This window comes from Acinetobacter sp. WCHAc060025 (assembly GCF_004209355.1).
Lineage (GTDB): Bacteria > Pseudomonadota > Gammaproteobacteria > Pseudomonadales > Moraxellaceae > Acinetobacter > Acinetobacter wuhouensis.
In genome coordinates, this window is the sequence record NZ_SGSX01000002.1 from 66,670 (window position 1) to 79,543 (window position 12,874).

Here is a 12,874-nt window from a genome sequence, read left to right on the forward strand (position 1 = left end):
TATTTTAAATCAATCTGTAATATTTTGATGCAAAAATAGGGAATAAAAAACCAAGATTGTATCAGTGAAAATATTTTTATAAATGTAAGAAATAATTTCAAAAAAATGATTTTCCAATTTATGTATTGGGTAGGTGTAAATTTAGAAAGTTTAAAATATCTTTAAATAAAATCGACTGATCTTGCCCTAAGGTCATCAAATGCCCAGAATGAGAATAAGCTTTGATCATTTTGTCTGAACTTGAGATTTGTTCAAAAATATAATGCGCAGACTGTTCATATAATGCTTCATCCAGTTTGCCAAAAAGAGTAGCTGTAGGCGCATGGATTCTATTTAAGTTTTGCATTGTTGAAACCACAAAGTTTTCAAACTGTTCGAGTTGTGGTTGAGCCTTGATATATAACTGGGCAATATTCAAAACCTGCTGATCTGTTTCAAATTGTTGTAAATATTCAGCGTATTTACTTAGGCGTTGAAATAAATCTTCGACAGAGCGAGTTTGTGGCGCTGACATACTGATACAAGCGTTGATAGGGAAGCTTTCAGCGAGTTTTAGGGAAAGCAAAGCACCTAATGAAACGCCAATCACCGCAATTTCACGATAACCCTGCTCAATTAAAAAATTGTAAGCTTGGATGACTTCTTGCCACCAATCATCAGGATTAAATTTTAGAAACTCATCCATCATTAGCCCATGTCCTGCATAGCTAAAACTATAGCAAGTGTATTGATGTTGATTTAAAAACACAGCTAATGGTTTTACATCACGATAGGTACTGGTATAGGAATGCAATAAAAGCACAGCTTGCGCTGAACCTTTTAAAAACATCGGCTTTGGATGAATTAATTTAGGCATGGATTGAAAAGATATTGTGCATTAAAAATCATTTGCAGAAGCGAACAAGCTTTAGAGAAACTCACAATGCGTTAAAAGTTATCTTTCAAGGTGCGAATGCGTGCAAACTCCTCGGCACTTTCAACACGTAAGAACGGATTAGTTTCTAGTTCTAACTCGATGGTACTTGGTAGGGTAATCTCACCACGTTCACGTAATTGTTTAACTTCTTCAGCACGTTGTTGAATAGCGCGATTTTCAGGTTCTATATGCAAGGCAAACTGAGCATTCGACAGTGTATATTCATGGGTGCAATATACTTTGGTGCGTGGTGGAAGTGCAGCTAGACGATTCAGTGAATGATAAAATTGTTCTGCGGTACCCTCAAACATTCGACCACAGCCCATTGCAAATAACGTATCACCACAGAACACCATGTCCAATGCATCGATAAAATAAACAATGTGACCTAAGGTATGTCCAGGCACTGCAATGATGTCAATGTTTAAACCATGAAATTCAAAATGATCATCATGTTGAAGTGGGTGAGTAATAAAGGGAATGTGACTCAGTTCAGCACGAGGGCCATAAACAGGAATATTTTGATCGGCAATGAGTTCGGGAACGCCACCAATATGGTCTTTATGCCAATGTGTGAGCCAAATTTGCTTTAGATTTAAATGATGATCAGCACAATATTGCTCAACTAACGCTGATTCAGTAGGGTCTACGACAACAACATCATGACTCGATGTTTCCTCAAGTAACCAGATATAGTTTTGTAATTGGTTTTTGACATCGATCACGTGAATTTTAAATTGCATCTTTGAATTCCATTGTTAGCGCTGCTTCTATTTAATCTAAAATAGGTTGTTTAAACAAGTTTAACATTTTGAACACTCATTTTTGTGTCAAAGCATTAACTTTAAGTTTTAAGACCCAAAAATGAAGTTTCAACGAATTAAATTGCAAACAAGCTGTTTATGAAAATGAAGTACGCCGTAATCCATGTAATCCTACTGCACCATATTATGCTGAATTAATGAAGAAAATTGCGTGGATGTGGGTGGATTAAGTTAGATAACGTTATTGATATTTAAGACTTTCTAAAAGCACATTTTCCGTCGTAAATGCGCTTTTATATTCAGTATTTACCTGACCTTAACAAGCAATGGCTTGATTAATGGCTAATGTATTGAGCTTTCCATTTTTAAAAGCAAAATGAACAGAAGCGGTATAACCGACTTCAAAATCAGCAGGATTCTTTAAGAACTGTTTTACTTCAGATGTATCGAGCATAAGAACACTGACGGAGTTTGTTCCAGTTTTGGCACTGTTTGGAAAGTCTTTTTTAAACTGGTTCGGTGTATATTGCTTATTGATTACTTTTGAATTAATCAGGATGGTATCCGTCATAGTTTGAGCATTTGCCCAACTCAACCAAACCATGCCTTTGGTTGTGCCAAGTTGTTGAAAATTATTTTTAGTTTTGTAGAAGTTTTCAGACTTTACTTGAGGATTATCCTCACTATAAATTTCGAATTTTAAGTTTTTTCCAGTCGATGTCGATGTGGAATATTCATAATTTCCTGTACATTCTGAAAATTGTTTATTGATTTTTTTAGAGGGTTGACCAATCAATTTTTCAACTTGAGTTGATGGAATTGCATTGATGAGTTCAACACCATTTACTTTTACCGAAGTGGTGTAATCAATAGATCTTTGTGCAAACGTGAATGAAGTTGTTGTTAAGCATAGTGTTGTTAAAAAAAATGATAAGATTTTCATTGTTACCGTCAGTGTATTTGTAGGAATATTTTCGTTTGTAATTATGCATGAGTTCTTTATGCATAAAAGCGTGTGTAAAAATAATACATAATTTACAGACCTTTTGCTTCATTTTTTAAATGATATTGATCTGCATAGTTTTGAATTTCCTTAAAAATAAGATCAGCTTCTGGTTTGTCTAAAGTGATCCCAAAAGAGAGGGTATTTGATTTGTGTTTTAAATGAAGATTGCCTTTTTTAGGGCGAGGTAATTGGCTTTTGTTGGCATAGTACTCTGAATAGTACATTTTCTCGAAGTTTTCAAATAAAATGGTTTGAGTTTCTTCACAGTTTTTCTTAAGAAAATACAAGGGAATATATTTAGTAATCGTGATTTTATTCTGATCGATATAAATTTTTTCAGTGCCTTTGGAGAGCCATAAAATATTTTCAATTGTAAAATAAGTGAATGTACAAACAAAAGCAGCCCACAACATCAAAAAGCCACTCGCATTTGTATCGTCACCAAAAAAGACATCATACATGTCTGAAATTCCTGCAATCCAAAAAAAACTTAACACGAGAATATTTATAAAAATATCAAGAAAATATTTTGATTTATCAAATTGAATATCAATCTCAGTGTGATCATTTAGATGGTTGATTTGAAACGTATTATTTTGATTATCCATGGGTTTAAAGTGTTAGATCATAATTTTTATCTTATTCTATATTGTTAGATAATTAAGTAAATAAAGCAAAGCCCTCAGATAAGGGCTAAACTTAAAAATCTTGATGATGTGTCTATCGTAATTTAGACAACCAATCCCCTAAGCTTTGAACGATTTGTACCAAGATTAATAATACAATCACTGTTAAGATGACCACGCTTGTGTCAAAACGCTGATAACCATAAGAAATGGCTAAGTCACCAATACCGCCTGCACCAACAGCACCTGCCATTGCAGTTGCACCGATCAAGCTAATGGTTGCCGTGGTTAAATTTAAAATCAAAGAACTACGTGCTTCAGGAATAATAAATTTAAAAATAATCTGGCTAGGTGAAGCGCCCATTGCTTGTGCAGATTCAACAATCCCTTCATTGACCTCAAGTAAAGACGTTTCAATCAAACGACCAATATAAGGACCGACATAGATGGTCAAAGGAACAATTGCAGCCCAAGTCCCGATTGAAGTCCCAACCAATAATTTAGTCAGTGGAATAACAGCAATCAATAGAATAATGAAGGGAAGGGAGCGTAAGGCGTTCACAATCGGGTTCATCACATGATAAACCGCACGATTCGGCATGATGCCATTCGGACGTGTCACCAATAATATAATCGCTTGAATAAAGCCCCAAATCGTTCCAAATAACATTGCAAAGAATACCATGTGACAGGTTTCTTGCATGGCTGTAACAAATTGATCAATAGATAACGAGCTTTTCCAGTAAGGCGCAGTCAGTTCTGTGAGCCACTGTACGATTAAATCTCTCATACGGTTACTCCTGATTGGGTTACTTTCACACCTTGTGCTTCGAAGAAGTTGATGACTTGTTGAATAATCGCAGGATCACCCAATAATTGAATAAACATCTGTCCGATCACTGAACCATTAATTTCAGTCATATTGGCAAATAAAATATTCAAGCTAATATCAAATTGTTTAATCGCAGCTTGAACTACAGTTTCCTGAGCAGAAGTGCCTAAGAATTGCAGGCTATAAATACTCTTATGATTTTGATTTTCTAAATTGTTGAGAATATTTACAGGAAGCTGTTGTTGTAGAACTGTTTGAATAAAATTCTTGGTTGTAGGATGCTGTGGTTGACTAAAGATTTCTAGGGTTGAACCTGTTTCAATCACTTTACCTTGTTCCATCACTGCAACATAGTCACATACAGATTCAATCACATCCATTTCATGAGTCACCATGACGATGGTAATACCTTGCTCTTTATTGATTTTTTTCAATAATTCCAAGACGGATTTAGTCGTTTGCGGATCAAGTGCAGAAGTCGCTTCATCGCAAAGCAAGATTTTAGGATGATTTGCAAGTGCACGAGCAATCCCGACACGCTGTTTTTGACCACCTGAAAGTTCATCTGGATAAGCATCTTTTTTATGCTTTAAATCAATAAATTCAAGTAATTCATTTAAACGTTTTTCACGTTTGTCTTTACTAACACCGAGCAATTTCAACGGCATTTCAATATTATCTGCTACAGTTTTGGTTTGTAGTAGGTTGAAATGCTGAAAGATCATGCCGATATTGGCACGTTCTTGACGAAGTGAGCGAGCATCCAAAGCAGTAAAATCTTTTTCATTGATGATAATCTGACCTTGAGACGGACGTTCAAGCAAATTAATCAAGCGGATTAAGGTACTTTTACCTGCACCACTATAGCCAATAATGCCAAAAATACTGCCTGCTGGAATGGTTAAATTAATTTCATCCAGAGCAAGTAAGGTTTGACCTTTGAGATCATAGTGTTTGGAAATATTTTTAAATTCAATCATATCGTCAAAAAAATGTACAAAAAAGAAAAACAGGCAAAGTCACTTTGCCTGTTTAATGAAAGTCATTATAAGACTATTTTGATTCTGTAAGATAGCTTACAGGTTTATTTACATCAACTTTCGTACCTTGGAAATGATCTTGGATGTATTTTTCTACAGCAGCAGTATGGTAAAGCGTACCTAATTTTTGCAATGTAGGATCATTCTTACGCGCATCGGCAACAGCGACGATGTTGACATTCATTTTAGTTGATTGATCGATAGGCTCATGGTAGATCGAGTCTTTAATCACGTTAAGACCACCTTCCATTGCCAAAACGTTACCTAGAACAATCGCATCAACTTCATCTTTGGCACGTACAGCAGTTGCCATTTGAATTGGTTTAATCACAATTTTTTTCGCGTTTTCAGTGATATCTGCTGGTGTACCTTTAACATCATCAAAACCAGCTTTAAGTTTAATCAAACCTGCTGATTGTAATAATAACAATGCACGAGATTCATTTGCACCATCATTTGGAATGGCAATGGTTGCACCATTGGCAAATTCTTCAACTTTTTTCACTTTGCTTGAATAGATACCCATAGGCTCTAGATAAGTCGTTGCAATTGGTGCAACTTTTGCTTTGTTATTGTCATTATAAGCGACCATATATGCATACGATTGGAATGCATTAGCATCGATTTCATTGTTTGCTACAGCCGTGTTCATAGAAACATAATCAGTAAAGTTTTTAACTTTTAACTCAATTCCAGCCTGTTTAGTTTCTGGCAATGTCGCAATATAGTTCCAAATGTCTGTGTCTGAACCGCTTGAAGCAAGTGTAACTGTTGTTAATTCACCAGCAGGTGCTTTACCTACTTGTTCTGCTTTTGGAGCATCTTGTTTACCACAAGCAGCAAGAGTTAGCACAGAAGCACTCAGTAAAACGCCAAACAACTTATTCATGGATAATTCCTAACAAGGAAATGCAGAAGTAATTCTTATGCATTCTCGATGGTTGAGATCAATTTTTAACATTTTTGAAAATAAATCATGCTTTTGACCATTCGTCTTTTGGCATGCTTTATATTTCGTACATTTGAGGATTAGAGTACAGATTTAATGAATTAGATTTTTTAAAACTGATTCTAAAGATTTGTTTATCATATCAATAAATTTATATTATACATAGTAGCTGATTTTTTAAATCCTATACCTTGAGAGCGATTTGAATTCTATAATTTGAGTCAATTTAATAATAAAAACAAAAACTTTTGTTTATTCTTTGGGGGATCCGTTCATGCAATGGTAATTCACTAGATATAATTTTTTTTCAATTTTATATATGATTTTTGAATATCAATCAAAGCATAGCGCAGTTTTTCTTGAAAGCTTTGATCGATTGATTCTATTTATAAGCTGTGGGATGTGAGCTAAGTATTTGAGCAAAGTCGAATCAATAAAATATCCAACTTTGCTCGATACATGATTTAGGATGATGCTAAATCCTATTTGGTGTCAGTAAATTCACTAACAGGTTGATTGACTTCGACTTTGGTTCCAGCAAATTTGTCACTAATGAATTTTTGTACTTGTGGTAAATGATAGAGATTTCCTAATTTTGTATAAATTGGATCATCTTTATGAGCTTCTGCAACACCCAATAAATTGACATAAATTTTGGTAGTTTCATCTACAGGCTCATGAAATATAGAGTCTTTTAATACATTTAATCCACCTTCAAGTGCTAGGGTATTGCCCAAGACAATTGCATCCACATCTTTTTTCACTCGAACGGCAGTGGTCATTTGTATTGGGCGGAGCTTTAATTTTTTAGGGTTTTCAATAATATCGTTAACAGTGCCTTTACCTAGGTCAAAATTGGGCTTAAGTTTAAGTAAACCTGCTGATTGTAATAACGACAGGGCGCGCGCTTCATTTGCTGTATCATTTGGAATAGCAATGGTTGCACCTTGCGGAAATTGCTCTACAGACTTCACTGTATTGGCATAGATTCCCATTGGTTCAAAATAGGTGGTGGCAACAGCAGCAATTTTTTCTTTGTTTGATGCATTATAAGCTGCGAGATAATTGAATGATTGGAAGGCATTTACATCTTGCTCACCGCTAGCGACCGAGGTGTTTAATACCACATAGTCGGTTAGATTTGTGACTTTTAAGTCGATCCCAGCTTGTTTTGTTTCAGGAAGATCGGAAATATATTTCCAAATGTCTGTATCTGCGCCAGTTGATACGAGTTTAATTGTTTTTAGCGCTTGAGTTGAACCTTGATCATTTTCTTTTGATGTTTGATTTTGCTCAGGTTTGTTGCCACATGCAGATAAAGTCAGTACAGATGCACTTAATAAGATGCTAAACAGTTTATTCATGGATACTCCAAGGATTTGAATATATGGATTTTAAGTTTTAATAAATAAAATTTTGGAACAGAATAGCAATGAATTAGGGTAGTCGATAGTTTAAGTTTTTATAAGTTAAGTAAAAAAAATGGTTTGAGGTGGGTTTTAAAGGTGAAGTGGCATCAAAAAAACCTCAACAGCTTGCGCTTCACCAATGGTATTACCTAAAGCAGTCACACAAAGTACACGACCACCTAGTCACGATGTCGCCATTTTCACTGGCTTTCGTGTCTGCATGAAGCACTTTAGCATCAACAAAATGTGTGATGCAGAAAATCACCGCGATGCATTTCGTACAGTATATGACGATGTAACGGATGATCAGCTGGAACAAAAGGATGATCAAACTCTCTTACTTTATCCATACTGAGTCTTTGCATGACACCTTCGGACGGTGTGTTGATGCTTGCGGTCAATGAAATCACACGATCTATACGTAAGTTTCTAAAAGCATGCTTTAACACCACTTTAGCGCCTTCGGTTGCATAACCTTGATGCCAGTATTGGGGCAGTAAACGCCAACCAATTTCAGGGGCATCGGCTATTTCAAACTCAGGTGGATGTACGTGTAAGCCGATAAATCCAATAAATTCACCTGTAGCTTTTAGCTCTACTGCAAATAAGCCCCAACCACGCTTTTCAATATCATTTTGGATACGTTGCAGAAAAGCAGTGGCTTCAGAAGCATCCAGTTTTTTAGGGAAATAGCGCATGACTTCATCATCTGCACACATTTGGATAAATGGGGCAGTGTCGGAGTCTTGCCATTGGCGGAGAATGAGGCGAGGGGTTTGAATTTGAATAGTCATAAGAAGATATTAAGTTTTTATGATTAATTTGGGAATAGGGGTGAAATTATAAAAAAGCTAATTCGGAAGATTTGAATTGATGAATATATAGAATAATTTATAATTAGTATGTTGATTTTAATAAGATATTAAGTATGAAAATACAATGCAAAAATTGTGGATTTACAGAAACAACCAATAAAGAGCTTTTTGTTAAAGTTCTTGGTGCAGCTATGCCAGCATTTGGATTTTTTGCATGGACATCATTCTTATTTGCAGGCACAGGTTTTGCAATGGCGATTTGTATTGCGATTATTGCAGGAGGTCCAGCACTTCTTATGTACAAGGATGAAATTGTACAATGGCTAGCTAGCAAAGGATATAAATGCCCTAAATGTGGACATGAGCATTGGGTGGCTATGGGTGATCATGTTGATTCTTCTCAGTCAAAGGAATTTGAACAGCAAAAGACATCAGTTGGTGTTCGTTCAGCGAATGTTGAGGAAAGTAATACGCAAGTTGAGCATGTGAAGAAGCCAAGAATAAAAGTGATTGATATATCAGCACCATTTATTTTGAATAGTCAGGAAATCACAGATCATCATCTGGCTAAAGAGTTGAAAGAGTTGGGTAGTGTAAATAATGGCGCTGCTGAAAATAGATTAGCTAGAATGTATTATGTTGGAGTTGGAAGTAAACAGAATTATATGAAAACTTTTGAATACTCGAATATTGCAGCTCAAAAGGGAAATAAGGATGCCCAACTACGTTTAAGTAATTTATATAGAAATGGTTGGGGCGTAGTAAAAAATGAAGAGTTAGCAGCTTTCTGGTTAGAACAATCACGCCTTAAATAAGGCTTTATCATCTAATTGTTGGTGAAATAAAAAACCCGCTTAAGCGGGTTTTTAAAATACTGAGACTATGAAAACTTATTCAGCATTTTCACGTGCAATTGCACGGTAACCAATATCTTTACGATATTGAACACCATCAAAAGTCACTTTTTGGCAAAGCTCCAAAGCCTTAGCTTGTGCTTCACCAATCGTATTACCCAGTGCAGTTACGCACAGTACACGACCACCAGCAGTCACGATGTCGCCATTTTCATTGGCTTTCGTACCTGCGTGGAATACTTTAGCATCAGCCATTTCAGTATCTAAACCTGAAATAACATCATCACTGCTTGAAGTTTCAGGATAGCCTTTAGATGCAAGTACGATACCGACAGTTTTACGCTCATCCCAATCAGCTTCCACAGGTAAATTACCTGCAATACCTGCTTCAACCAAGTCAACAAGTGATGATTTTAAACGCATCATGATGGGTTGAGTTTCAGGATCACCAAAACGACAGTTGAACTCGATCACTTTCGGTTGACCTTGTTCATCAATCATTAAGCCTGCGTATAAGAAACCTGTATAGACATGACCATCTGCTTTCATACCATCTACAGTTGGACGCATCACTTCACGCATAGTTTTTTCAAATACATCTGCAGTCACAACAGGAGCAGGAGAGTAAGCACCCATACCTCCTGTGTTCGGACCTTGGTCACCCTCAAAAATACGTTTGTGGTCTTGTGAGGTTGCCATTGGTAAAATGTTGTCGCCATCAATCATACAAATGAATGATGCTTCTTCACCTGCAAGGAATTCTTCGATGACGACACGAGAACCTGCATCACCAAATTTGTTGCCTGCCAGCATGTCATCAATTGCATCGAATGCTTCTTGATTGGTCATCGCAACAATCACACCTTTACCCGCAGCAAGACCATCAGCCTTGATCACGATCGGCGCGCCATTTTTTTCAACAAAAGCTTTTGCTGCATCTACTTCAGTAAATACGTCATAGAAAGCAGTAGGAATGTTGTGGCGTTTAAGGAAATGCTTAGCAAATGCTTTAGAGCCTTCAAGCTGTGCAGCAAACTGAGTTGGACCCCAGATTTTAACGCCAGCTTCACGGCATGCATCAACCACACCATTTACAAGCGGAGCTTCAGGACCCACGATCACTAAATCAACCGCATTGTTTTTTGCAAAGTCGATGATCGCAGCATTGTCTAAAATATTTAAGGCAACATTTTCGCATTTATTTTCAGTTGCAGAACCGGCATTGCCAGGTGCTACAAATACTTTTGCGACTTTGTCATCTTGTGCGATTTTCCATGCAAGTGCATGTTCACGACCGCCATTACCCAAAACTAAAATATTCATCTAAAAATCCCTCAAAAGAATAGAATCCCACCTTGCAAACTCAGAATATATTCTGAGGATTCTCACCCTTTAAAAAGGGGAAAGGGCATCGCAAATAAAACACAGTTTTATGATGCGAAAAGTCCCCCTTTTTACAAAGGGGGATTTAGGGGGATTAATAAATACGACTTATATATTAATTAGTGACGGAAATGACGCATACCAGTGAAGACCATTGCAATACCAGCTTCGTCAGCAGCAGCAATGGTTTCTTCATCACGCATAGAACCACCCGGTTGAATGATACATTTGATACCTGCTTTCGCAGCGTTATCAATACCATCACGGAATGGGAAGAATGCGTCAGACGCCATTACAGCACCTTCAACCACTAAGCCAGCATGTTCAGCTTTGATCGCAGCAATACGTGCAGAGTTTACACGGCTCATTTGACCAGCACCTACACCAATCGTTTGACGACCTTTAGCATAAACAATCGCATTTGATTTCACGTATTTCGCAACTTTCCAGGCAAAGATTAAATCATCAATTTCTGCTTCAGTTGGCGCACGCTTTGTCACAACTTTAAGATCATCTTTTGTGATCATGCCTAAGTCTTGGTCTTGAACCAATAAACCGCCATTTACGCGTTTATAGTCAAGTTGCGCTTTACGTTCAGTGATTGCAGGAAGCTCGCCACATACAAGTACACGGACATTTTTCTTCGCGCCAGTCACTTCAAGTACGCCATCAGCAATACTTGGTGCAATGATCACTTCAACGAATTGACGGTCTACAATCGCTTGCGCAGTTGCAACATCTAATTCACGGTTGAATGCAATGATGCCACCAAATGCAGATTCAGGATCAGTTGCATAAGCAAGATCATAAGCAGCTTGGATACCATCTAAAGAAACCGCAACACCACAAGGGTTTGCATGTTTAACGATCACACAAGCAGGTTTAGCAAATGATTTCACACATTCAAGTGCTGCATCTGTGTCTGCGATGTTGTTATAAGACAGCTCTTTACCTTGAAGTTGTTTCGCAGTAGAAACAGATGCCTCAGTCGCAGTATCTTCTACATAGAATGCAGCAGATTGATGCGGGTTTTCACCGTAACGAAGGTCTTGAACTTTGTTTAATTGGGTATTGAAAGTACGCGCAAATTTGTCTGCTTGACCTTCCTCTTTACCTACGCGAGCGCCTAAGTAAGAAGCAATCATACCGTCATACTGTGCAGTGTGTTCAAATGCTTTAACCGCTAAGTCAAAACGTGTTGCATGAGATAAAGCACCGTTTGCTTTTAACTCTTCAACGACAGTTGCATAGTCAGATGCATTGACAACAATACCTACAGAAGCATGGTTTTTCGCAGCAGCACGAACCATGGTTGGACCACCGATGTCGATATTTTCAATCGCATCTGCAAGTGAACAGTTTGGTTTTGCCACAGTTGCAGCAAATGGATATAAGTTCACAACAACAAGATCAATCGCATCAATGTTGTGTTCAGCCATTACAGCTTCGTCTAGACCACGGCGAGCCAAGATACCGCCATGAATTTTCGGATGTAATGTTTTTACACGACCATCCATCATTTCTGGGAAGCCTGTGTGCTCTGAAACTTCAACTACGGCAACATTGTTGTCTTTAAGCAACTTATATGTACCACCAGTAGATAAAATTTCCACCCCAAGAGCAGCAAGGTTCTGGGCAAATTCAACGATCCCGGTTTTATCAGAAACAGAGATTAAAGCGCGTTTAATAGTCATGATCTTCGTCAACAGTGTTTAAGTCTAGAGATTTAACAAATAGCTAATGCATAGGTAAAAAAAATGCCCACGCAAGCCGTGAGCATTTTATCATTTATTCACTCATTAAACCGTGAGCTTTCAACTTTTTACGTAAAGTTCCGCGGTTTAGTCCGAGAATTTCAGCAGCGCGAGTCTGGTTACCACGCGTATATTCTAGAACGACAGATAAAAGAGGTTTCTCCATTTCTGCTAGCACCATGTCGTACACTTGAGATGGTTGCTCACCTTGCAATTGTGCAAAATAGTGACGAACTGCGCGATCTACGTGAATACGAAGAGCGACATCAGATTGTGCAGTAAAAATAGGAGATTTGCTATTCATGCGAGTTAATCCGAAAAATCAAAATATTGCTAGGGTAAAGCAATATATAAATGTGGTCTAAAAAAATCTGAGCTCCGTTTTAGATCCTAAAACGGTTGGCTCTAAAACAAGAACAATTAGCTTGCCACAAATCATCGTATTGAGTGAAAAATAAGCGTAACAATAGATTAATATTTGTTACAACACTCTTTTAAACAAAAAACGTTCTACTTGCGCGATATT

13 protein-coding genes and 2 pseudogenes are annotated in these 12,874 nt (G+C 37.2%); 2 read left to right on the top strand and 13 right to left on the bottom strand.

Going from position 1 to position 12,874, the window contains the following annotated elements; genetic code table 11:
* Positions 1-118 precede the first annotated feature (118 nt).
* Positions 119-856 (bottom strand): alpha/beta hydrolase, encoded by a 738-nt coding sequence (locus EXE09_RS01920; RefSeq protein ID WP_130116149.1) that lies wholly within the window; start codon positions 854-856, stop codon positions 119-121.
* A 71-nt stretch (positions 857-927) separates the two neighbouring features.
* Entirely contained in the window at positions 928-1,659 is a 732-nt protein-coding gene (gloB, locus tag EXE09_RS01925) for a hydroxyacylglutathione hydrolase (protein WP_130116150.1), read from the bottom strand.
* A 158-nt stretch (positions 1,660-1,817) separates the two neighbouring features.
* Between gloB and EXE09_RS19160 the strand changes: the two are divergent.
* Positions 1,818-1,910: pseudogene (locus EXE09_RS19160) on the top strand (DUF4951 domain-containing protein); the annotation flags it as partial.
* An 86-nt stretch (positions 1,911-1,996) separates the two neighbouring features.
* On the opposite strand, the gene EXE09_RS01930 reads toward EXE09_RS19160, so the two are convergent.
* The 8 genes and pseudogenes from EXE09_RS01930 to EXE09_RS01960 all read right to left on the bottom strand — a co-directional run bounded on the left by EXE09_RS01930 (position 1,997) and on the right by EXE09_RS01960 (position 8,336).
* Entirely contained in the window at positions 1,997-2,623 is a 627-nt protein-coding gene (locus EXE09_RS01930; RefSeq protein WP_130116151.1) for a hypothetical protein, read from the bottom strand.
* 92 nt (positions 2,624-2,715) lie between these two features.
* Positions 2,716-3,147, bottom strand: a complete 432-nt coding sequence (locus EXE09_RS01935) for a hypothetical protein (RefSeq protein WP_130116152.1) — start codon at positions 3,145-3,147, stop codon at positions 2,716-2,718.
* Positions 3,148-3,406: 259 nt separating this feature from the next.
* A complete protein-coding gene (locus EXE09_RS01940) occupies positions 3,407-4,102 on the bottom strand; it encodes a methionine ABC transporter permease (RefSeq protein WP_068974334.1) in 696 nt (231 codons plus the stop codon).
* On the bottom strand, positions 4,099-5,124 hold the full coding sequence (locus EXE09_RS01945) for a methionine ABC transporter ATP-binding protein (protein ID WP_068974333.1): 1,026 nt from the start codon (positions 5,122-5,124) through the stop codon (positions 4,099-4,101). The genes EXE09_RS01940 and EXE09_RS01945 overlap by 4 nt, the downstream gene beginning before the upstream one ends.
* Before the next feature lie 73 nt (positions 5,125-5,197).
* Positions 5,198-6,073 (bottom strand): MetQ/NlpA family ABC transporter substrate-binding protein, encoded by an 876-nt coding sequence (locus tag EXE09_RS01950; protein WP_130116153.1) that lies wholly within the window; start codon positions 6,071-6,073, stop codon positions 5,198-5,200.
* Between the two features lie 542 nt (positions 6,074-6,615).
* A complete protein-coding gene (locus EXE09_RS01955) occupies positions 6,616-7,497 on the bottom strand; it encodes a MetQ/NlpA family ABC transporter substrate-binding protein (RefSeq protein WP_130116154.1) in 882 nt (293 codons plus the stop codon).
* Positions 7,498-7,665: 168 nt separating this feature from the next.
* Positions 7,666-7,792: pseudogene (locus EXE09_RS19190) on the bottom strand (phosphoribosylglycinamide synthetase C domain-containing protein); the annotation flags it as partial.
* Positions 7,779-8,336, bottom strand: coding sequence for a GNAT family N-acetyltransferase (locus tag EXE09_RS01960; protein WP_130116155.1), 558 nt, complete (start codon positions 8,334-8,336; stop codon positions 7,779-7,781). The gene EXE09_RS01960 and the pseudogene EXE09_RS19190, both read right to left, overlap by 14 nt.
* Before the next feature lie 134 nt (positions 8,337-8,470).
* On the opposite strand from EXE09_RS01960, the gene EXE09_RS01965 reads away from it, so the two are divergent.
* Positions 8,471-9,172: a tetratricopeptide repeat protein gene (locus EXE09_RS01965; RefSeq protein ID WP_130116156.1), complete on the top strand. Its 702-nt coding sequence runs from the start codon at positions 8,471-8,473 to the stop codon at positions 9,170-9,172.
* Positions 9,173-9,247: 75 nt separating this feature from the next.
* Here the strand turns inward: EXE09_RS01965 and purD are convergent, their stop codons facing one another.
* The 3 genes from purD to fis all read right to left on the bottom strand — a co-directional run bounded on the left by purD (position 9,248) and on the right by fis (position 12,652).
* Positions 9,248-10,534 (bottom strand): phosphoribosylamine--glycine ligase, encoded by a 1,287-nt coding sequence (gene purD, locus EXE09_RS01970; RefSeq protein ID WP_130116157.1) that lies wholly within the window; start codon positions 10,532-10,534, stop codon positions 9,248-9,250.
* A 179-nt stretch (positions 10,535-10,713) separates the two neighbouring features.
* Positions 10,714-12,288 carry a bifunctional phosphoribosylaminoimidazolecarboxamide formyltransferase/IMP cyclohydrolase gene (gene purH, locus EXE09_RS01975; RefSeq protein WP_130116158.1) on the bottom strand — a complete coding sequence of 525 codons (1,575 nt, stop codon included), beginning with the start codon at positions 12,286-12,288 and terminating at the stop codon, positions 10,714-10,716.
* Between the two features lie 94 nt (positions 12,289-12,382).
* The gene (gene fis, locus EXE09_RS01980; RefSeq protein ID WP_001086304.1) at positions 12,383-12,652 is read right to left on the bottom strand and encodes a DNA-binding transcriptional regulator Fis; all 270 of its coding nucleotides are present in this window, start codon (positions 12,650-12,652) and stop codon (positions 12,383-12,385) included.
* Positions 12,653-12,874: the final 222 nt, after the last annotated feature.

Excerpts from the sequence above, each read along its gene's own strand:
- EXE09_RS01920 (WP_130116149.1), bottom strand. The coding sequence starts at position 856 with ATGCCTAAATTAATTCATCCAAAGCCGATGTTTTTAAAAGGTTCAGCG.
- gloB (WP_130116150.1), bottom strand. The coding sequence starts at position 1,659 with ATGCAATTTAAAATTCACGTGATCGATGTCAAAAACCAATTACAAAAC.
- EXE09_RS01930 (WP_130116151.1), bottom strand. The coding sequence starts at position 2,623 with ATGAAAATCTTATCATTTTTTTTAACAACACTATGCTTAACAACAACT.
- EXE09_RS01935 (WP_130116152.1), bottom strand. The coding sequence starts at position 3,147 with ATGTATGATGTCTTTTTTGGTGACGATACAAATGCGAGTGGCTTTTTG.
- EXE09_RS01940 (WP_068974334.1), bottom strand. The coding sequence starts at position 4,102 with ATGAGAGATTTAATCGTACAGTGGCTCACAGAACTGACTGCGCCTTAC.
- EXE09_RS01945 (WP_068974333.1), bottom strand. The coding sequence starts at position 5,124 with ATGATTGAATTTAAAAATATTTCCAAACACTATGATCTCAAAGGTCAA.
- EXE09_RS01950 (WP_130116153.1), bottom strand. The coding sequence starts at position 6,073 with ATGAATAAGTTGTTTGGCGTTTTACTGAGTGCTTCTGTGCTAACTCTT.
- EXE09_RS01955 (WP_130116154.1), bottom strand. The coding sequence starts at position 7,497 with ATGAATAAACTGTTTAGCATCTTATTAAGTGCATCTGTACTGACTTTA.
- EXE09_RS01960 (WP_130116155.1), bottom strand. The coding sequence starts at position 8,336 with ATGACTATTCAAATTCAAACCCCTCGCCTCATTCTCCGCCAATGGCAA.
- EXE09_RS01965 (WP_130116156.1), top strand. The coding sequence starts at position 8,471 with ATGAAAATACAATGCAAAAATTGTGGATTTACAGAAACAACCAATAAA.
- purD (WP_130116157.1), bottom strand. The coding sequence starts at position 10,534 with ATGAATATTTTAGTTTTGGGTAATGGCGGTCGTGAACATGCACTTGCA.
- purH (WP_130116158.1), bottom strand. The coding sequence starts at position 12,288 with ATGACTATTAAACGCGCTTTAATCTCTGTTTCTGATAAAACCGGGATC.
- fis (WP_001086304.1), bottom strand. The coding sequence starts at position 12,652 with ATGAATAGCAAATCTCCTATTTTTACTGCACAATCTGATGTCGCTCTT.